This window comes from Enterococcus sp. AAFC-DPL-5182, from assembly GCF_058216605.1.
The window spans coordinates 1235663-1256777 of sequence record NZ_CM177101.1; the positions used below are offsets into that span (position 1 = coordinate 1235663).

At 36.3% G+C, this 21115-nt stretch carries 21 protein-coding genes; 18 read left to right on the plus strand and 3 right to left on the minus strand.

What is annotated here, in order from left to right; translation table 11 throughout:
- Positions 1-70: 70 nt before the first annotated feature.
- Entirely contained in the window at positions 71-2284 is a 2214-nt protein-coding gene (locus tag AC4BB7_RS05700) for a M60 family metallopeptidase (RefSeq protein WP_490484701.1), read from the minus strand.
- Positions 2285-2942: 658 nt separating this feature from the next.
- On the opposite strand from AC4BB7_RS05700, the gene AC4BB7_RS05705 reads away from it, so the two are divergent.
- From AC4BB7_RS05705 to AC4BB7_RS05725, 5 genes are all read left to right on the plus strand, one after another.
- Entirely contained in the window at positions 2943-4241 is a 1299-nt protein-coding gene (locus AC4BB7_RS05705; protein ID WP_490484702.1) for a PTS sugar transporter subunit IIC, read from the plus strand.
- A gap of 232 nt (positions 4242-4473) precedes the next feature.
- Positions 4474-4746: a hypothetical protein gene (locus tag AC4BB7_RS05710; RefSeq protein WP_086312238.1), complete on the plus strand. Its 273-nt coding sequence runs from the start codon at positions 4474-4476 to the stop codon at positions 4744-4746.
- Positions 4743-5834 carry a DUF871 domain-containing protein gene (locus AC4BB7_RS05715; protein ID WP_086312239.1) on the plus strand — a complete coding sequence of 364 codons (1092 nt, stop codon included), beginning with the start codon at positions 4743-4745 and terminating at the stop codon, positions 5832-5834. The genes AC4BB7_RS05710 and AC4BB7_RS05715 overlap by 4 nt, the downstream gene beginning before the upstream one ends.
- Positions 5835-5895: 61 nt before the next feature.
- Positions 5896-7023 carry an anhydro-N-acetylmuramic acid kinase AnmK gene (gene anmK / locus AC4BB7_RS05720; protein ID WP_086312240.1) on the plus strand — a complete coding sequence of 376 codons (1128 nt, stop codon included), beginning with the start codon at positions 5896-5898 and terminating at the stop codon, positions 7021-7023.
- Positions 7024-7104: 81 nt separating this feature from the next.
- Positions 7105-7956, plus strand: a complete 852-nt coding sequence (locus AC4BB7_RS05725; RefSeq protein WP_490484703.1) for a MurR/RpiR family transcriptional regulator — start codon at positions 7105-7107, stop codon at positions 7954-7956.
- 281 nt (positions 7957-8237) lie between these two features.
- Here the strand turns inward: AC4BB7_RS05725 and AC4BB7_RS05730 are convergent, their stop codons facing one another.
- A complete protein-coding gene (locus AC4BB7_RS05730; protein ID WP_490484704.1) occupies positions 8238-9266 on the minus strand; it encodes a lactonase family protein in 1029 nt (342 codons plus the stop codon).
- 188 nt (positions 9267-9454) lie between these two features.
- On the opposite strand from AC4BB7_RS05730, the gene clpX reads away from it, so the two are divergent.
- Positions 9455-10708 (plus strand): ATP-dependent Clp protease ATP-binding subunit ClpX, encoded by a 1254-nt coding sequence (gene clpX / locus AC4BB7_RS05735; RefSeq protein WP_086312243.1) that lies wholly within the window; start codon positions 9455-9457, stop codon positions 10706-10708.
- Positions 10709-10902: 194 nt separating this feature from the next.
- Entirely contained in the window at positions 10903-11484 is a 582-nt protein-coding gene (gene yihA / locus AC4BB7_RS05740; protein WP_490484705.1) for a ribosome biogenesis GTP-binding protein YihA/YsxC, read from the plus strand.
- Positions 11485-11529: 45 nt separating this feature from the next.
- On the opposite strand, the gene AC4BB7_RS05745 is transcribed toward yihA, so the two are convergent.
- Positions 11530-11679, minus strand: a complete 150-nt coding sequence (locus AC4BB7_RS05745; protein WP_010771573.1) for an SPJ_0845 family protein — start codon at positions 11677-11679, stop codon at positions 11530-11532.
- 210 nt (positions 11680-11889) lie between these two features.
- Between AC4BB7_RS05745 and yidD the strand changes: the two genes are divergently transcribed.
- From yidD to AC4BB7_RS05800, 11 genes are all read left to right on the plus strand, one after another.
- A complete protein-coding gene (gene yidD / locus AC4BB7_RS05750; RefSeq protein ID WP_490484706.1) occupies positions 11890-12180 on the plus strand; it encodes a membrane protein insertion efficiency factor YidD in 291 nt (96 codons plus the stop codon).
- A gap of 19 nt (positions 12181-12199) precedes the next feature.
- Positions 12200-13075, plus strand: a complete 876-nt coding sequence (locus tag AC4BB7_RS05755) for an ROK family protein (RefSeq protein WP_490484707.1) — start codon at positions 12200-12202, stop codon at positions 13073-13075.
- Positions 13076-13372: 297 nt separating this feature from the next.
- Positions 13373-14539, plus strand: coding sequence for an ABC transporter substrate-binding protein (locus AC4BB7_RS05760; protein ID WP_086312246.1), 1167 nt, complete (start codon positions 13373-13375; stop codon positions 14537-14539).
- A 114-nt stretch (positions 14540-14653) separates the two neighbouring features.
- Positions 14654-15532 carry a branched-chain amino acid ABC transporter permease gene (locus tag AC4BB7_RS05765; RefSeq protein ID WP_086312247.1) on the plus strand — a complete coding sequence of 293 codons (879 nt, stop codon included), beginning with the start codon at positions 14654-14656 and terminating at the stop codon, positions 15530-15532.
- 9 nt (positions 15533-15541) lie between these two features.
- Positions 15542-16510 carry a branched-chain amino acid ABC transporter permease gene (locus AC4BB7_RS05770; protein ID WP_490484708.1) on the plus strand — a complete coding sequence of 323 codons (969 nt, stop codon included), beginning with the start codon at positions 15542-15544 and terminating at the stop codon, positions 16508-16510.
- On the plus strand, positions 16491-17267 hold the full coding sequence (locus AC4BB7_RS05775; protein WP_086312249.1) for an ABC transporter ATP-binding protein: 777 nt from the start codon (positions 16491-16493) through the stop codon (positions 17265-17267). The genes AC4BB7_RS05770 and AC4BB7_RS05775 overlap by 20 nt, the downstream gene beginning before the upstream one ends.
- A complete protein-coding gene (locus AC4BB7_RS05780) occupies positions 17267-17968 on the plus strand; it encodes an ABC transporter ATP-binding protein (RefSeq protein WP_086312250.1) in 702 nt (233 codons plus the stop codon). The genes AC4BB7_RS05775 and AC4BB7_RS05780 overlap by 1 nt, the downstream gene beginning before the upstream one ends.
- Positions 17969-17972: 4 nt before the next feature.
- The gene (locus tag AC4BB7_RS05785; RefSeq protein WP_490484709.1) at positions 17973-18626 is read left to right on the plus strand and encodes a CBS domain-containing protein; all 654 of its coding nucleotides are present in this window, start codon (positions 17973-17975) and stop codon (positions 18624-18626) included.
- A 239-nt stretch (positions 18627-18865) separates the two neighbouring features.
- Positions 18866-19444, plus strand: coding sequence for a hypothetical protein (locus AC4BB7_RS05790; RefSeq protein ID WP_490484710.1), 579 nt, complete (start codon positions 18866-18868; stop codon positions 19442-19444).
- A 1-nt stretch (position 19445) separates the two neighbouring features.
- Entirely contained in the window at positions 19446-20216 is a 771-nt protein-coding gene (locus AC4BB7_RS05795) for a class D sortase (RefSeq protein ID WP_086312253.1), read from the plus strand.
- Between the two features lie 18 nt (positions 20217-20234).
- Positions 20235-21092, plus strand: a complete 858-nt coding sequence (locus AC4BB7_RS05800; RefSeq protein ID WP_490484711.1) for a hypothetical protein — start codon at positions 20235-20237, stop codon at positions 21090-21092.
- The last annotated feature ends 23 nt before the right edge of the window (positions 21093-21115 follow it).

The window sequence follows — 21115 nt, forward strand, 5'->3', positions numbered from 1 at the left end:
TCACTAAATCCCAGTATAAGGATAAAAAACCAAGCAGCTCATTTTAATGAGTCGCTTGGTTTTTTTACTATTAAATCTTTTCCCAAACTGGTGAAGTTCCAGGCTGGTTCCCTTGTGTCCACCATTTAGCTTTAAATGTATTTCCTTGGAATGTTACGATGTTGCCACCAGTATATGCTTTTTTAGATTCCCATTCCATCGTCTTATTAGAAAGAGATTTCCACGCATCTGATTGATCAGGACGATTCCCTTGTGTCCACCATTTAGCTTCATATTCCGTCCCATTGTAGAATACTTTATTTCCAGCAGTGTACACTTTAGTGCTTTCCCAAGTAGAAAGTTGTGTTTCCGTTTCTTTTGTTTTTATTGTGATACTATCGCTTTTGAGCGACTCTTTGTTTTTACTATCAAAAGCTGAGATTTGATAGGTATAAGCAGTATTAGCTTGTAAACCAGTATCCTTAAATGAAGGGACTTTTACGGTACTGATTTTTACGCCATTGCGGTAAATATTATAGCCGACAACACCAATTGAGCTATTTGAAGCAGTCCAAGTTAAGTCAAGTGAATTTTCTGAGATGTTACTAGAAATAATATTCACTGGTTTTGTCGGAGCTGGAGCTTCAACGATAGGGGCTGTTGGTGTTTTTACTTGCAAGTTTGCACTCTTTTCAGAAACTATATCTGCTGTATTGACTGAGGCAATTGTATAGTTATAAGTGGTGATCGGTTGTACCATTTTGTCTGTAAAGTCAGTTGCAGCTGTTCTAGCAATCTCTTTACCATCTCGATAAACAATGTATTCTTTAATTTGTGTGTTTCCTTGTTTTGAAACCCAATTGAATTTTACTAGATTATGTTTCAGATCTAGAACAGAAAGATTTGTCGGTGCAGCTGGTTTTTCTGGTTGGGTCGGATCGATTGGGCTGATTGGATTTTTCATCTCATCACGGTATTCCCAAATTTTATGCGTTAATTTTGGATATTTTTGGACTGCTTGTTTGGTTTCAGAAGTGATTGGTAACCCCCACATTTCAAAATAGGGAACTAAGTTTTTGTTAGCGATTTTTGAAGTTGATGTAATAAAATATTGTTGTTTTGCAGAATCGCTACCTAAGCTTTTCGCTTCTTCTCGGTACAATTTATGCAGTTGAGGATAAAAATCATCGCCAAAAGCTAGTTCCAGCTGCCAGAACATTCCTAATTTCACAAAAAGATCTTTGTTTTCATCGTAGTTTTTAGTTGGTTGCTTGAAATAAGCAAAGATTTCATCGTATACATTTTCACGTTCTAAACGACTTCTACCGCCAAATTGTTTTTCACTTCTCATACTGTAAATATTGACTGTTACTTCTGTTTGGTTTTTCCAAGTCATACGGTTCATTTGGTAGGTGTGTCCAAGTTCATGCATAGGCCCCCAAAGTGTGTCGGTGCTAGCAGTCAAAAGCTTTTCCATACCAGAGTCTTTAGAATAAGCAGTATGGCTGAACCAAGCATACATATAATAACCTGATTCTTGGGTTTCACGCATATGTTGAATTAGTCCTCGGCTCCGTCTATGTAAAGATGAGCTGTTATCCAAGCCAGATGATTGATCATGAATTTTTACTACTTTATCATACGTTTCAACGATTCGTTGAGGACTTTTTACTTGGCTTAAAGTGGCTTTAGAGCCAGTCACTAAGGTATGTTTTCCTATTAACTCATATCCGGGGGCATTAGGATTCTGACGGACTTGATTTTGCCAATCAGCTTCAGTCGTTTTTCCTAGAATGAAACGAGGAAGTTTTACTCCACCGTCAACAGTTACCACCAATTTTTGTTGGGTTGTTGCATTTGTAATATTTTGTAGATGAATGATCCCTTCAGTCGAGTTGTTGATTGTATTTTTCCCTTTTTTCAAAGCAATTTTTTGCGGATTTCCTTCTTGATAACTGTTTAAAATAATTGGAGAAATCGTGTAAGTCGGCATAGCTGTTTGATCTGTCTTTTCGTCAACGTAGATGGTGATACTATCTGTGCTTCTTTTGTAAACGCCACTTGATTGATTGTTGCTTGGGCCAAAAGTATTATCTAATTGAGTCTTGCGATAAAAGGCAGTATCTTCTGATTGTAAAAGTTCAGATTGGATACCAGCACGTTGCTCGCCATTTTTTTGTTCGATATTACCATTTGTTCCATTACTTTCAGATACAGCATCAACTGTTGTTGTGTGTAAAATACCAGCAGCTGCCAATGCTAGCAGCGATGTCCCCATTGAAACGTAGAGCTTGTTCTTTTTCATTTTTGTGAACCTTCTTTCTTTTAATATAAAGTTAGTATAGATTAGTTTTTTCTCATTTTTTAGCCAAAAGTGGTCGGAAAAACGTACTTTCTGAACAGTTCAAAATCATTTTTGTGCTTTGAAATAGTTAATATAAGTAAAAAATATAGCTATAAGCCTTTTTGTTTTTAGGTTAGAAATTTTCTAGTCAAAAATAGTCGTAAAAAACCTTTTTTTGATTACGAGTTGTCAAATAACTTCGCTAGGTTCGTTTTAGGAATTAAATTTCAGGTAATATAGGAAAAATTATTCTATTTTTTATTTTATGTATAAAAAAACATTCTTTTTTTGTTTTGGATTGAAAATATTGAAATTTTATTTCGTTTTTTATATAAAAATGTTGAAAAAAAAGTTCTTTAAATGTATGATGAGTTTGTCGATGAGAGACATATCCAATTATCGATGGTTTTGTTTATCAATCAAATAAGGCGGCGGAAAAAGAAAAAGTAGGAGGAGAAGATTTAGTGCAAGCAAGTTTGTGTAGATTCGTGTCGATTGTTTGGTTAGATGGTTTGAGTAAAAAAATAAATAGGTTTGTGCCATTATGTTGTTATTAAAGTATTGAATTGAGTGATTTTTTGTAAGGGCTTTTACAAATGAGTTGAATGTAAAATAGGAGATGAGAAGATTGAAAAAATTTACTGAGTTTATTGAAGAACATCTAGCAGGACCAATGGCAAAATTAGCAAATCAACGTCATTTACGTGCGATTAGAGATGGGATTATTGCAACATTACCATTGATTATTATTGGTTCGTTTTTCTTGATCATTGCTTTTCCGCCACTTCCGGCTGATTGGGGGATCACCCAGTTTTTAACATCAAACGCAGCGACGATTTTATTACCGTATCGCATGACGATGTATATCATGACCCTATACGCAACGTTTGGTATCGGTGCAAGTTTGTCAAAAACATATAATTTGGACGTTATCTCTGGTGGGATTTTATCCACGATTGCGTTTCTTTTGACGTTTGTTCCAGTTAATATTCCAGCTGAAGCATTGGATGCGGCAGGAACTGCTGGATTTGTTTTACCAATGGCTAATTTAGGTGGTGGAGGCATGTTCGTTGGAATTATTACCTCTATTTTAGCTGTTGAAATTTATCGAATCACGGATAAATCGAAATTCAAAATTACGATGCCAGAACAAGTTCCTCCGGCAGTAGCAAGATCATTTGAGACCTTAACACCAACATTAATTGTTATTTTAGGTATCTCTACGCTAACGTATTTCATCGGTTTTGATTGGCATTCTACTATTTCTAAGATTGTAAGCCCTTTAGTAAGTGCAGCTGATACTTTACCAAGTGTTTTATTGCTGATCTTTTTGATTACATTCTTTTGGTCATTTGGGATTCATGGTGTGTCTATTGTTGGATCATTAGCAAGACCATTATGGCTGCAACTGTTAGATGGAAATACTGCAGCAATGGCTGCTGGCAAAGAATTACCAAATATTGCAGCAGAACCGTTTTATCAATGGTTCATTTGGATCGGTGGTTCAGGTTGTACAATAGGATTAGCTCTTTTATTAGCTTTTAAAACAAAATCTCAGTTTACGTCAAAACTAGGTAAAGCGACATTAGCTCCAGCGATTTTTAATATCAATGAACCTTTGATTTTTGGTACGCCGATTGTGTTGAATCCCATTTTGATCATTCCATTTATCTTAACACCAATGGTAACAGCTACAATTGCTTGGTTTGCTACTCAACTTGGCTTGGTCAATCGTGTGATTTTTACCGCCCCTTGGACATTGCCTGGACCGATCGGTGCCTATTTGGCAACAGGAGGAGATTGGCGTGCTGCAGCTTTAAGCATTGTCTTGATCATTGTTTCCGTTATAATTTATTATCCGTTTGTAATGATTTATGACAATAATGAATTAGAAAAAGAACATGCAATCGCTGAATAAAGAAGTTTAAACAAATTAAAAGAATGAGAATTGAGACTGGGACATAGCTCTTCGGAGATTGCTCAGTCTCTTTGAAAACGTATAAACAAGGCAAACAGAAGTAGCTACAATCACATCAAATTCTACATGCTAAAGCACTAAAATTTGAAAGCTCTGAAATAAGCTGAAAACTTCTGTTCAATCTCTTTTTATCATTTTTTTATATAAAATCAAATAACGGGAGGCGAAAGAAATGATCAAAATTGTCTTTATGATTTCAAGTATTTTATTCATAGTTGCGGGCTTAACCATAACTCATTTATTAAAAAAGAAGAATCTATTGCCAAATCGTTGGTTGATTGGTTGTTCTGTTTTTTTGATTGCGTTGGTTCCAAGTCTCTTATTCCCTACTATGCCAGAACTAATCAAACAGACAATATACGGTATCAGTGGTTTGTTAGCCGTTGTTTTTTTTGAAAGTAGCCGTTTACTAGCAGAGCAAACCAGAATGGAGCAAAATCAATGAGAAAATTAGGTATTTCAGTTTATCCAAATCATAGCAGTGTAGTAGAAATCAAAGCTTATATGGATTTAGCAGCAAAATATAATTTTAAACGTGTGTTTACTTGTTTGTTATCTGTGGATGAAGGAAAAGAGCAGATCGTAGAAGAGTTTACAGAAACGATAGTTTATGGGAAATCACTAGGAATGGAAGTTATTGCCGATGTGAGTCCAAAAGTTTTTGGTGAGCTAGGGATTAGCTATGAGGATTTATCTTTCTTTAAAGAACTTGGTGCAGATGGTATTCGTTTAGATATGGGCTTTACAGGAAATGAAGAGTCTATTATGACCTTTAATGAACAAGGTCTTGAAATCGAGTTGAATATCAGTTCAGGGACTCGTTATTTAGAGAATATTTTAAGTTATCAAGCGAATCCAGACAAACTCTTAGGCTGTCATAATTTTTATCCTCATCGCTATACGGGGTTGAATTATCAACATTTTTATGAAACGACAGAAGTGTATAAAGAGCATGGTATTCGTACGGCTGCCTTTATAAACTCACCACAAGCAACGATTGGTCCGTGGCCGGTGGAAGAAGGACTTTGCACACTAGAAATGCATCGGACGTGGCCGATAACAACACAGGCAAAACACTTGTGGGCAACAAACGTGATTGATGATGTGATCATTGCAAATGCTTTTGCATCCGAAGAAGAGTTGAAAGCATTAAGTGAGATTGATCCATACCGTCTGACGTTTGATTGTGTCATCGACACAAAAACACCTACTATAGAAAGAAAAATTATTTTAGACGAGTTTCATTTTAATCGTGGGGATGTTTCTGATTATGTTGTGCGTTCGACGCAAAGTCGTGTTAAATATAAAGGACATGAATTTAGTCCATTTAATACCGTTGATATGGAGGTAGGAGATATTATTGTAGAAACATCTTTATATGCGCATTATGCTGGCGAGTTACAAGTGGCATTATTGCCAATGGAGAACTCTGGAAAATCAAATGTTGTCGGTAAAATCACGGAAGCTGATCGAATCTTATTGCCTTATCTAAGACCCTGGCAAAAATTTGCTTTTCATGAAGTTAAGCCGTAATCAATAAGGTAGAAGCATTGGCTCGTTTAAAAATAAAAAAAGCAAACAGAGGAGAAAAAATATGGTTTATGCAGTTGGTTTAATGTCAGGTACTTCCTTAGACGGCATTGATGCAGCGCTAGTGGAAATCTCTGGTAAAAATGAAACAACAGCTGTTAAATTAGTCCAATTTTTAACAATACCTTTTAATGAAGCGACACTTCAACGAATTCGTGATGCTTTATCATTAGAAAAGTCAGACGTAGAAAAAATTTGTTCTTTGAATATTGAACTAGGAGAAAAGTTTGCCCAAGCTGTTCTGGAAGTTTGCAATAAAGCTGAAGTCTCTTTAGATGATTTAGCTTTTATCGGTAGTCATGGACAAACTGTTTTTCATATTCCTTACGCTCGGGATCATGTTTACGCATCGACTTTGCAAATCGGTGCTCCAGCCGTAATTTGTGAGCGTACAAAGACAACGGTTGTCTCAAATTTTAGAGAGCGAGATATGGCAGTCGGTGGTCAAGGTGCCCCAATCGTTCCTTATTCAGAATATGTATTATATCAAAAGCCTGAGACAACAAGATTGTTGCAAAATATCGGGGGAATTGGGAATGTAACGGTTATTCCAAAATCAGGAACATTAACCGATATGATCGCTTTTGATACTGGACCAGGCAATGTTATCATAAATGAATTATGCCTTCATTTTTTTGATCAAGAATATGACAAAGACGGCATGTACGCTAGCCAAGGGAATGTTGATCAATTATTATTAGAAGAATTGATGGCACATCCTTACATTAAAAAAGCATATCCGAAAACGACTGGTCGGGAAGATTTTGGCAAACAATTTACTGCTACTCTGTTAGAAAAATGGTCTGGTTCGCCCAAAGATTTGATTGCGACTGCAACAATGTTTACAGCAAAATCAATTGCAGAAGCGGTGAAACCATTTGTCCATGGGGAGACAGAATTGATTATTGGCGGCGGTGGTAGTTATAACAAAACGTTAGTCTCTATGATCAAATCCGAGTTGGCGGGGGTCAATGTATTGATCCAAGAAGACATCGGATTTTCATCAGATGCTAAAGAGGCAATCGCAATGGCAGTTTTAGCAAATCAAACACTAGAGAATTGTCCAGGAAACGTACCGAGTGCGACAGGTGCGAAACGCTCAGTACCGTTAGGAAGCGTTACGTATTATTAAGCTTATTCATTTATAGGGCGAGCGTATAGTATTCGCCCTATAAACATACATACAACTGAAGAGAAAAAAGGAGAGGGTAGAATGAGTGGTGAAAATATACAAGGCAGAATTGTTAGTATGCTTGATGTACTATCGAATTCTGAACAAAAAATCGGTGAAGTGATTCTGAATGATCCCGAAAAGGTAATTGAAATGACAGCTGCTGAACTGTCAAAATATGCTGGAACCAGTCCAGCTACAGTGATTCGATTTTGTAAAAAAATCGATGTTCCTAGTTTTACTCAATTAAAAATCCGTCTATCTGCGGAGATCGAAGTCCCCGTTTATGAAGGCTATTCAGATATTACAGCGAACGAATCAGTGAATGAAATCAAGACAAAGTTATTAGGAAATGCTTATCAATCGATGCAGGAAACGGTAGCTTTATTGAATGAGCAGCGTATCGAAACAGTGGTGGATTTACTAGTAGCAGCTCCGATCATTTATGTTTTTGGTATAGGTGCTTCTTATTTAGTAGCAGAAAATATTGCACAAAAATGGAATCGAATTGGTAAGACAGTTGTTTGTGTGCAAGATTCTCATGTGTTAGTGACAATGTTAGTCTCTGCCCCTAAAGATGCAATTTTTTTCTGTGTTTCACATTCGGGAGAGACAAAAGAAATCTTACGGTTATTAAACGTGGCTAAAAAGCATCAATTAAAAACGATTGGTTTGTCCCAGTTTGGGAATAATACTTTATTAAATCAAGCCGAATATTCATTACAAACAGTCCGTTCTAACGAAGCTGTCCTAAGAAGTGCTGCAACAACTTCATTACATGATCAATTTATAGTCGTTGATGTGTTGTTTTATGCCTATGCGTCACGAAATTTTGATAGAACAATAGAAATGATCCAAGAATCAAAAGCGGAAGTCAGAAAATATGAGAAATAAAAATCGATGTGATGGGATCGGATATTAAAGAGATTGTATAGATATAATTAAGAATTGTAGAAGAAACCATTTATCAAATCACAGAGTAAGGAGTAGATAGAACAAAAGTAAATCAAAGGAACTTAAATTTATCTTTACTCAATAAGATTTAAAGGGGCTGGGACATAACTCTTCGAGTTATATCCCAGCCCCTTCAAATACGCATAAACGTTGGTAAAAAAGCAGCTCCTTCTTATTTCTCGGAGCTAAGCTCTTTTGTCTCAACCTCTTTTTTAAACTTCCTATTTAAAATAAACGCATACACATTCTGGTGCGTAAACATCTTTTTGAAGTAATTCCAAAAGACCAGTCGTTTCATCACGACGATAAAGTGTTAAATTATCTGTATTTTGATTTGCTGCAACAACAAATTTACCAGAAGGATCTAAGTCAAAGTCCCGTGGTATCTCACCTTCAGTAGAAATCAATTGTACACGTTCTACTTTGCTGCCATCTTCAGCTGTTGCAAAAACGGCAATCGAATCATGACCACGGTTCGATGCATACACAAAACGACCATCAGTTGAAATTCGAATTGCTGCACCACCGTTAAATTCATTAAAACCATCAGGTAAAGTCGATACTTTTTGTACTTGCTCAAATGAACCATCTGCGGCATTGTAAGCTAAAACAGTAACCGTACTGTCTAATTCTCCGAAAAGATAAGCAAATTGATTATTTGGATGGAAAACTAAATGACGAGGTCCTGTCCCAGGTTCAGCAACATATTGAGCAACCTCAGATAATGTGCCTTCAGTGCTAACATCATACGTATAAACGCGATCAGTACCAAGATCACAAACGACTAAACGACGATCAGGAGTCAAATCCGTATAGTGGACATGAGCATTGTCTTGATTTTCATGAGGACCAGTCGCTTCATCATGAATAATTTTGTCCGTATCTTCTAAACGACCATCAGCTAAAATACGGTAAACATGAACGATTCCTTGGTGATAGTTTGCACCAAAAACCAATTGTTTCTCTTCATCGATCGCTACATAACATGGAGGAGCGCCAGCTTCTGTTACTTTATTGATCAGGTCAAAATGCCCGTCAGTATTTTTATAAGCTGCCATGCCGCCTTCACCATCAACAGAAGTGACATTGAACAGGTCACCTTTTTGATTTAAGGCTAAGTAAGTCGGGCTTGTTTCTTCTACTAATAAAGTTGCTTCGGATAATGTTTCCTTTTCTGTGTCCAATGCAATTTGATAAATACCCTTACTTTCTCTACGTGTATACGTCCCTAATAAAATTTGTTCCAGCATGAAATTCCCTCCATTTTTACTGCTGTTTTAAAGAAATCAGCAATTGATTTAACTCTTTTAGTATACCATAAGAATTCCTTTATTTATGAAATCTTTACAAATCCAATGTTCGCATTTTCACTTGATTTATGCTATTATATTTTAAGACTGTAACGACAGTCATTTTTAATTTTAGAGGGGTGACACGCATGTACGATAATACAAATAGCAACAATGGTGCAGTTCGCTGTTCATTTTGTGGTAAAACACAAGAAGAAGTGAAAAAAATCGTTGCAGGACCAGGCGTCTATATTTGTAATGAATGTATCGACTTATGTAAAGAGATTATTGATGAAGAATTTTACGACGAAGCCGTACGTGAACTAACGGATGTCCCAAAACCTCAAGAAATCTTGGATGTCTTAAACGAATATGTAATTGGACAAGATCAGGCAAAACGCTCATTAGCAGTGGCTGTCTATAATCACTATAAACGTGTAAATCAATCAGAAAATTCAAGCTCTGAAGAAGTAGAATTACAAAAGAGCAATATTTGTTTAATTGGCCCAACAGGTTCTGGGAAAACATTTTTAGCCCAAACATTGGCTAGAACATTAAATGTACCATTTGCGATTGCTGATGCAACAAGTTTGACAGAAGCAGGGTATGTAGGGGAAGACGTAGAAAATATTCTATTGAAGCTATTACAATCTGCTGACTTTAATGTTGAGCGAGCTGAAAAAGGGATCATCTATATCGATGAGATCGACAAAATTGCGCGCAAGAGTGAAAATGTTTCGATCACAAGAGATGTTTCTGGTGAAGGGGTACAACAAGCTCTACTTAAAATTTTAGAAGGAACAGTTGCTAGCGTACCACCGCAAGGCGGACGCAAACATCCTCATCAAGAATTTATCCAAATCGATACAACCAATGTGTTGTTTATTGTTGGCGGTGCGTTTGATGGAATCGAAAATATTGTTAAAAATCGCCTAGGTGAAAAAACAATCGGTTTCGGTACCAAAAACAGCAAGCTGAAAGAAGACGAAAGTGTTATGCAGCAAATTATTCCTGAAGATCTATTGAAATTTGGTTTAATTCCTGAATTTATTGGACGCTTACCAGTCACTGCTGCTTTAGAGAAGTTGACGACGGATGATTTGGTTCGTATTCTGACTGAACCTAAAAATGCATTAGTCAAACAATATCAAAAATTGTTGTCTTTAGATGATACAGAATTAGAGTTTGAACCAGAGGCACTTCGTGCAATTGCCAATAAAGCAATCGAGCGCAATACTGGTGCTCGTGGGTTACGTTCGATTATCGAAGAGATTATGATGGACGTAATGTTTGATGTCCCATCAGATGATACGATCCAAAAAGTCATTATAACTGAAATGGCTGCTGAGGGAACAGGTAAACCAGCGATTGTTTATGACAAAAAAGATAAAAAAGCTGGGTAATTTTAACACACGAAAAAGTAGAGACCTGTCTCTACTTTTTTACTGATTTTTATGAAATAAAGTTCTCTAGCTTGACGAGCTAGTCTTTTAGGAAGAGGAAAAAACATGTTTGAGTTAAAGAACGTTTTCGTTACCTATTCTCCTGTCAAGGCAGTAAAAGCTCGTTTAGTATTTAAACTTAGGAGGTTAGTGCTATGAATGTTCATAACGCAGAAATTATCATTAGTGCGGTTTCACCAAAACAATATCCGGAAACTGAATTACCGGAAATTGCCTTGGCAGGTCGTTCAAATGTAGGGAAATCATCGTTCATCAACACGTTGATCAACCGTAAAAATTTAGCAAGAACTTCTGGAAAACCAGGGAAAACGCAAACGCTAAATTTTTACCTAATCGAAGACGCATTGCATTTTGTCGATGTTCCAGGCTACGGTTATGCAAAAGTTTCTAAGACAGAGCGTGCCAAATGGGGCGAGATGATCGAAACGTATATGACGACAAGACAACAATTAAAGGCTGTTGTTTCTTTAGTTGATTTGCGTCATGCACCAACGCAGGAAGATATTCAAATGTATGAGTTCTTAAAATACTACGATATCCCTGTTATTGTCGTTGCAACAAAGAAAGACAAAATTCCTCGTGGTAAATGGAATAAGCATGAAAGTGTCATCAAAAAAGCACTGAACTTTGATAAATCAGATGATTTTATTCTTTTTTCTTCTCAAACAAAAGAAGGAAAAGAAGAAGCGTGGCAAGCCATTGAGAAGTATTTATAATAAAAAATAGCGTTGACAGCTCTAAAAAGCTCTCAACGCTATTTTTTATTGTTCTTTTTTCTTTTCTTCTTTTTGTTCAGCTTTTGCTGCTTGTTTTTCTAATTCTTCTTTTGGCATCTCCACTTTTTTAGGATCTACTGCAAAAGAATCAAATAATTTATCTAAGTCATCGGTACGTTCAAATTTTAAGCCCATTGTTTATTTTACTCCATTTCGTTTTAGAATGAATAGAAGTTACATTGTGCAACCACTTTTCTCTAGTTTAGCATCCTTTTAGAAATTTGAATAGTTTTCTTTTTCAGCCCTTACTAATTTTTATAAAAATATTTTTACCTTCACTTTACAAACTTGCATTCGATTACAAAACAAGGTATAGTTTTTTCGGATAGAGAAAAGAGGGAAGAAATGGCTAAAAATGTTTTTGTAGGAATGGTTCGTTTTTACCAACGATTTATTTCACCTGGACTTCCGGCTAGTTGTCGCTATCACCCAACATGCTCCCAATATATGATCGATGCTATCCAGACGCATGGAAGTGTTAAAGGGATAACGATGGGAACAGCGAGATTTTTACGGTGCCACCCATTGACAAAAGGCGGAATCGATTACGTACCATTGAAGTTTAGTTTAAAAAGAAATCCGGATCAGGAATATCATGGTCCCTATAACTATAGAAGAAATAAACAGGAAAAATAGATGAAGGTGGGCTTTTAAGATGGCAATTTTAGCTTTTGATTTTGGTGGTTCAGCAGTGAAACATGGAATTTGGAATGGACAAGAAATGAGTGACAAAGGGAAATTTACAACGCCAAAAACGTGGGACGAAATGAAAGCGTCATTATTGACTGTCCTTGACGGAGTTGACCAAAAAGTGGAAGGAGTGGCATTAAGCGCTCCTGGTGTGGTTGATGTTGAAAAACAAATGATCAATGGGATTTCCGCAATTCCTTATATTCATGGGTTTAATATATTTAAAGAATTGGAAGATTTATTCCAACTTCCAGTAGCTATCGAAAATGATGCGAATTGCGCAGGATTGGCTGAAATCTATGCAGGTGCTGCCAAGGGCAAAAAAGAAGTGGCATTTGTCGTTGTAGGTACTGGGATTGGCGGTGCGATTTTCCATAATGGACAAATTTCTAAAGGTGCTCATCTCTATGGTGGTGAATTTGGGTTGATGTATCTGAATGAAGGCAAAACTTTTAGCCAATTAGGAACAGCAGTGCAAATGGCTTGGCGTTATTGCAAACGAAAAGGTGTAGAGAAAGATGCTTTTTCAGGAGAAGATGTGTTTCATTTTGCGGAATCTGGTGATGAATTGGCAATAGAAGAAGTGAATAATTTTTATGAGTATTTAACCCAAGGTCTGTTTAGTATTCAGTTTTCACTTGATCCAGAAATTATCGTTTTAGGCGGTGGTGTTTCAGCTAAAAAAGGCTTATTAGATGAAATCAATCGTCGAATGAAAGAGAAATTGGATCATTTTGAATTGAATGATTTTATTCCTCAAATCGTGACATGCAAATATGAAAATGATGCGAATTTGATTGGAGCTGCGGCTAATTTTATCTCGTACCAAAATAATAAATAATCAAGATTCAAAAAAAGAGGCCGAGAAAAAAGCGTTTATTCAGATTTAAAGCCCGAAACAAAATTGATTTTTAATTTTGTCTCGGGCTTTTTTTAGTGAGAACAAGCGGTAGAATCAAGTGTTATAAGTAACGGACTATTTTTAATAATTTGAATTATAGAAATTTTCTGAAAATTCATTGACAATTCATTCTTTTTTGATTATATTTGTATACATACTTCTTTAATAATTATATATGCAAAGAAAATTATCTGGCTTTACGAATTCGTTCAGCTTTTAAACTAAGGGGGAAATAATATGAAAAAATTTAGCTTTTTATTTGCTAGTCTATTTTTATTAGCAGCATGTGGTCCAGCAGCTGGCGGAGGCGCAAGCGGTGGTGGAAATAAGGCTGAAGGTGATACGATCAAAATCGGCATGAACATGGAGCTTTCAGGAGATGTTTCAGCTTATGGGAATGCTGAAAAAGAAGGGATTACCTTAGCTGTTGAAGAAATCAACGAAGCGGGTGGTGTTCTTGGTAAGAAACTAGAATTAATCGAAAAAGACAACAAATCAGAAAATGGTGAAGCAACATCTGTTGCTGCCAATCTAACTGCAAAAGATAAAGTTGTTGCAGTCGTTGGTCCAGCTACATCTGGTGCGACGAAAGCAACAATTCCTAATATGACAAAGGCAGCAGTTCCTGTTATCACGCCTTCAGGTACTGACGATAGTATCACTGTTGTGAATGACAAAGTTCAAGAATATATTTTCAGAGCATGTTTCCAAGATACATTCCAAGGCGTTATCTTAGCAAACTTTGCTCAAGATAATTTGAAAGCCAAAAATGTTGTGATCATTGGTGATAATTCAAGTGATTATGCAATTGGATTGACGAAATCATTTAAAGATACATTTAAAGGCAAAATCGCCAAAGAAGAAACGTTTACAGCTGGCGATAAAGATTTCCAAGCAATCTTGACAAAAATCAAAGATCTTGATTACGATGCAATCTACATTCCAGGTTATTATGCAGAAGCAGGCTTGATCATCAAACAAGCAAGAGAAATGGGCATCGATAAACCAATTCTTGGCGCTGACGGATTTGGTGATGAAAAATTGGTTGAAATCGCTGGAGCAAAAAATGTTTCTGATGTTTATTACACAGGACACTTCTCAGAAAAAGCCCCTGCAACAGACAAGGTAAAACCATTCGTAGAAGCATTCAAGAAGAAATATGATAAACAACCATCTGCTTTTAATGCATTAGGTTATGATTCTGTTTACATGTTAAAACAAGCAATGGAAGATAAAGATTCAGCTGATTCAAAAGACATTACAGCAGGTCTAGCATCGCTTAAAGACTTTGTCGGAGTAACAGGAAAAATGACGATGGATAAAGATCACAATCCTGAAAAATCAGCAGTAGTACTAGGATTAACAGAAGGAAAAGAAACATCCGCAGATGCTGTAAATCCATAGAACGACATTTAAAGATATGAAACTTAAAGAGGGTGAGACAAGGTTTTACGTTTTGTCCATCCTCTTTTTTCTTTAATCAAACAACAACTATTCTAAATATTGGAAGTGATAAACATGGAAGTAGTAATCCAACAACTAGTCAATGGGCTTTTTCTAGGTAGTATTTATGCTCTATTAGCTTTAGGCTATACAATGGTTTACGGCATCATCAAATTAATCAACTTTGCCCATGGAGAAATCTATATGTTGGGCGGATTTATGGGGTATTTCTTTATCAACAAATTAAGCTTAGGTTTTTTCCCAGCCTTGCTTTTATCGATGGTCGGAGCTGCCGTAATCGGTGTGGTGATTGAATTTTTAGCATATAGACCATTAAGAAAATCAACAAGAATTGCAGCTTTGATCACAGCGATCGGGGTTTCATTTTTACTACAAAATGGGATGATTTATTGGTTAGGACCAGAAAAAAAATCATTTCCTCAAGCTATTGAATTTAAAAATTATCAACTAGGGTTTATTCAAATTTCAAATATTCAAGTCCTTATTTTAGTTATCTCTTTAGTGTTGATGATAGCCTTACAGTTGATCGTTAAAAAAACAAAAATGGGAAAAGCGATGCGTGCTGTTTCTGTTGATGCGGATGCTGCACAGTTGATGGGAATCAATGTCAATCGCACGATTTCATTTACATTCGCATTAGGTTCAGCTCTAGCTGCAGCAGCTGGGATGTTGATTGGATTATATTATAATTCAATTGATCCAATGATGGGGGTTGTTCCAGGTCTTAAATCATTTGTTGCCGCTGTTTTAGGTGGGATTGGAATCATACCTGGTGCAGCACTAGGCGGTTTTGTGATTGGGTTATTAGAGACGATCACGATTGCTCTTGGGTTTTCAGATTATAAAGATGCGGTTGTATACGCATTGTTGATCATTATTTTATTGATTCGTCCTGCCGGAATTCTCGGCAAGAACATCAAAGAGAAAGTGTAGGTGGCTTGCATGAAAAAGAATTTAAAATATAATGTTGTTTGGCTTTTAATTGCTGCTATCGCGTATGCTTTTATTTACGTATTATACGTAACAGGTGTGATTACACCGTTTACTGAATATACGTTGATTACGATCGGAATCAATATTATGTTGGCTTTGGGATTGAATTTGATTATCGGTTTTTCTGGGCAATTTTCTTTAGGGCACGCAGGGTTTATGGCGATCGGTGCATATAGTGCGGCGATCATGTCAGTGAAGTACCCGACTATGGGCGGTTTTTTCAGTGGGATTTTGCTAGGGATTGTGTTGTCAGGAATCGTAGCATTAGTTGTTGGTATTCCGACATTGAGATTAAAAGGGGATTATTTAGCGATTGCTACATTGGGTATTTCGGAAATCATACGAATCATCATTATCAATATGAAAGATATGACCAATGGTCCAGCCGGGATCTTTGGTATTCCACCAATGGTCAATTGGTCAATGGTCTTTGGATTTGTTGTTATTGTGACGTTGATTATCGTTAATTTTATTCACAGTGGTCCAGGACGTGCGACAATGGCGATTCGGGAAGACGAGATTGCAGCAGAGTCAATGGGTGTGAATACAACCAAATATAAAGTAGCCGCTTTTATTATCGGCGCGATTACAGCAAGTGTTGCAGGAGCGATTTATTCAAGTTATGTCCAAACGATTGCGCCGAAAGATTTCGGTTTTATGAAATCGATCGATATTTTGATTATCGTCGTTTTCGGGGGAATCGGAAGTGTTACTGGAACCTTTATCTCAGCAATCGTATTGGGGATCTTAAATATGTTCTTGCAGGATGCAGGTGCACTTAGAATGATCATTTATGCGTTGGCTTTGATTATTATCATGATTTTCAAACCAGGCGGATTATTAGGTACGTGGGAATTTTCCGTGAAAAAAATATTCAAGAAAAAGGAGGACAAATCCAATGCCTCTATTGAACGTTAATAATTTAACTAAAAACTTCGGTGGTCTTGCGGCTGTTTCCAATGTGAATCTTACTTTGGAAACAAATGAATTGATTGGGCTGATCGGTCCTAATGGAGCTGGAAAAACAACGCTATTTAACCTTTTAACAGGCGTTTATGAGCCAAGCGAAGGAACAGTGACGTTAGATGTTTTAGGAAAAGAACATGTGTTAAATGGTATGAAACCATATAAAATTGCTGATATGGGATTAAGTAGAACATTCCAAAATATCCGTTTGTTCAAAGATTTAACTGTGATGGATAATGTCTTGATTGCTATGAACAGTAAGAACAAAGAAGGGATCCTTTCAAGTATTTTACGTTTACCAGCTTTTTATAAAAAAGAAGAAGAAATGGAAAAGAAAGTATTAGAGCTTTTGGCAATATTTGGGTTAGAAGGAAAAGTTCAGACTTTAGCAAAAAATCTTCCATATGGGGAACAAAGACGTTTAGAAATCGTACGCGCTTTAGCTACACAGCCTAAAGTACTGTTTTTAGACGAACCTGCAGCTGGGATGAACCCGCAGGAAACAGCTGATTTAACTGAATTGATCAGAAAAATTCAAAAAGAGTTTCAAATCACAATTGTTTTGATTGAACACGATATGAGTTTAGTCATGGATGTTTGTCAAAGAATTTATGTTTTAGAATATGGCAGAATCATCGCAGAAGGGGAACCAGAAGCAATCAAAAATGATCCCCGTGTGATTGAAGCCTATCTTGGAGGTGAACTATAATGTTAACGATCGACAATTTATCTGTGCATTATGGTGTAATCCAAGCGGTGCGAGATGTAAGTTTTAACGTAGAACAAGGTGAAATCGTCTCTTTGATAGGAGCTAATGGAGCGGGCAAAACAACAATTTTAAGAACGATTTCTGGATTAAATCGCCCATCCAACGGTACAATCACATTTGAAGGTCAACAAATACAAAAAATGGTTCCGCAAAAAATCGTAGCTGCAGGACTCTGCCAAGTTCCAGAGGGAAGGCACGTTTTTTCTGGATTGACTGTGCAGGAGAATCTAGAAATGGGCGCTTTTTTGAGAAAAGACGGAGAATTAAAGCAAGATTATGAAATGATTTTTGAACGATTTCCGATTTTGAAAGAACGAAGAAATCAAGATGCTTCAACTTTATCTGGCGGAGAGCAACAAATGTTGGCAATGGGAAGAGCCTTGATGTCTAAACCACGCTTATTGTTATTAGATGAACCATCAATGGGATTAGCTCCAATCTTTATTCAGGAAATATTTAATATCATCCAAGAAATCAACAAACAAGGAACAACCGTACTTTTGATTGAGCAAAATGCCAAAATGGCTTTATCGATTGCAGATCGAGGCTATGTTTTGGAAACAGGTGAAGTTGTTTTAAGTGGGCCAGGAAAAGACTTGTTGGAAAGTGAAGAAGTTAAAAAAGCGTATCTAGGAGGTTAACAGCATGAGTGTAAGTGATTTTATGACCAAAAATTTAATTGTTGCTCAACCAGAAATGAAAATATTTGACGCCGTGGATTTAATGAAAAAAAATAATATTCATCGTTTGCCAGTAGTCAATGGAGAACAAGTTATAGGCTTGATTACAGAGGGAACGATTCAATCAGCAATGCCGTCAAAAGCCACAAGTTTAAGTGTGTACGAAGTGAATTATTTGTTAAATAAGACAACGGTATCAGATATAATGGTGAAAAATGTTCAAACCATTAAGCCAGAAGCTTCTTTAGAAGATGGTATTTTTAAAATGCGCCAAAATAATATCGGTGTCCTACCTGTTGTTAATGGAGACGAAACCCTTGTTGGAATCATAACAAATAATGACATCTTTGATGCCTTCTTGAAAATTACTGGTTACAATGATGGCGGAACTAGGGTTCAACTACGTATACCGGAAGACCACAAAGGAATTTTAGCTGATATTACTAAGTTATTAGCTGATAACAATTTTAGTATTTTAACAGTTGTGGTAAATCGAAAAGAACTAGAAACAATTATTGAACTACAAATCGAAAGTCGTGAGACAAAACAAATCGAGAACCTCTTGAAAGAAGCTCACTATGATGTTTTTGAAGCAATTTTTCTATCAAAAAAAGTATAAAAAGTGCATAATAACAAGAATATATATGGATTTTATTTGTTGAAAACAGTTTGACTATTACAGAGGCATATGATAATTTTATATAGTGAAGTAAGTTTACCAATGTCAGAATATTAAAGTGTTTCATTCCTTTAATATTCTTTCGTTATGTCCTATAAAACGATAGGGGTTGTTGGTGGTATAATTTTTACAGATATTCTGTAATTGATTATAAATATTTAAGAATAGGAGGATTAAGAATGAAAAAAGTTATCGGTTTTATTATTGCTATCGTAGCAACTGTAAGCTTTGCAACAACTGCTTCAGCAGATGGAGCTATTTCAGCTACAGAACAGCCTGTCCTTAACGAATTGAATGCTGGTGTAACAATCGGCGGTAAAAAATTCAGTTTTGGTGCAGCTGAAACAAATGCAGCTTCTAACCACTTGAAACGTGTTGATTTGACACAAGCTCAAGTAGACGAAGCAGTGAAAAACATTCAAGCAGCTCGTGCGTTAGTTGAAGGGGTATCTGTTAATACATCAGGTGTGAATTCACTTGGAGATGCACTTAGACTTTTACCAGCTAACGTAATTACTCAATTGCAAAATTACGTGGTGGCTGCTGGAAATGCAGTAGGTCTTAAAATCACTTTTGGAGCAGGTGGAACATATTCCGCAGTGACAATCACTGATACTGCAGGCGCTCCTGTTTACAAAACTGGAAATCCAGTAAAAAATACAGGATCAAACTATGCATTAAGTGGCATTACTTTTGTCTCATTGATCGTGGCTGCAGCAGGTGCAGTATTTGTGAGCAGAAAGAACAAATTAGCATAATATGAAACAGTTAAAAAGAGTAGGGGCATTTATTTTTGTGCCTCTTCTCTTTATGTGTTTTGGTTATCTCATTATTTACATAATTGGTGCACCTGTCATTAACTTCGCATCTTCAGCAGTTGAATTGATCTCATTGAATGATGCTCCAACTTTCGATCAAAAGGGAACCAACCTTTTTGAAAAAAGGAATGAAAAAAAAGAGCAAGCATCTTCAGACCAAGCAACCGATAAAAACGGTAAACAAACAACTAATACTTCTGACAAAAATTCAACAGAAGCCATTGCCGCAGGAATGCAAGTGTCTGAAAAAGGAGAATTATCTTCTTCAAACATGGTTTATCCAGTAGGTGGAGACCAGTTTGGTGAGGTAGTAATTGACAAAGTCGGAATTAATGAACCATTGTATTACGGAGATAGCGAAGAAATTTTGCGTTTAGGCGCAGGACAATACATCGGCAGTATGATTCCAGGAGATCTTGGGACGACCTTGATCGGTGGACATAATCTGCCTTCTTTTGGGAAAATTTATTACTTAGAAGTTGGGGATGAAATCAACATTCATACTCACTACGGCGACTATACTTATCAAGTGACGGAAGTAAAAGTTGCTGATTACAAAGATCCAACAATCAATACAAAATTAGGGGATCGTACAAAGAGATCGCTGATTCTTTATACTTGTTATCCATTAGATGCAATCGGACTAACACCAGAACGTGTTTTTGTTTCTGCTGACTATGTATCCGGTCCTATCATCGATGAGAAGTCATAAAGGAGGAGAATCAGTCAGATGAAAAATCGCGGTCATTTAATGAAAGTAATCTCTCGTTTTTTTCTTGCTTTTTTATCTAGTGTATTTTTATTTGCATTCTTGATTTTATTAACCTTGAGATTAACCCTTTTTAGTGAAAACTATATCGCAAAACAAGCGGCAAAAGCAGATTATTATTCACAACTAACGAAAGAAATAAATCGACAAGTGGAAAATAGCGCTTTGGGAAGCAATATCCCAGAAGGAGTCTTGGGGCAAACAATTAAAAAAGAACTCGTGAAGCAAGATGTAGAGGCTTATTTTAAAGCAATGTACAATACAGGAACCAAATATTCGATTTCTAATGAAAAAGAAGTTCATGCTGCTGTTTCCAAAGCAATTACAGCGTACATGAAAGAAAAAAATATTCAGACTACTCCAGAATCAGAACTTGCTGTGACTGGATTGTCAGATAATGCTGTTACAATCTACAAAGGATATATCGAGTTGCCTTTTTTAGTCTCTTATGGGCGTAAAGTTATGAACTACAAATCGAAATTAGTCATTTTTATGGTTATATGCGGCGTTTTATGGGCCTTATTAAGTTTCTCCTTATATTCTTCGTTAAGAGGCTATTTCCATCGCTTATTGAGATATTGGGCGTATATATGGGTAGGTAGTGGTTTGATGATGATTATTGTACCTACAATCATTTTACTGCAAGGCTCGCTAAAAAGATTGGCTATTCAATCGAAAGCAATGTATACGTTTATCCAAACTTATTTATCCAGTTTTCTATGGTTGTTTATCATTATTGGAATTGTTTCGATTGTTGTCGGAATTATTTCAGCGATCCTTAGTGAGATCAAAAGAAAGCAGCTATTTAGTGCGGAGTAATAAAAGAAACATTTACGCTTGAG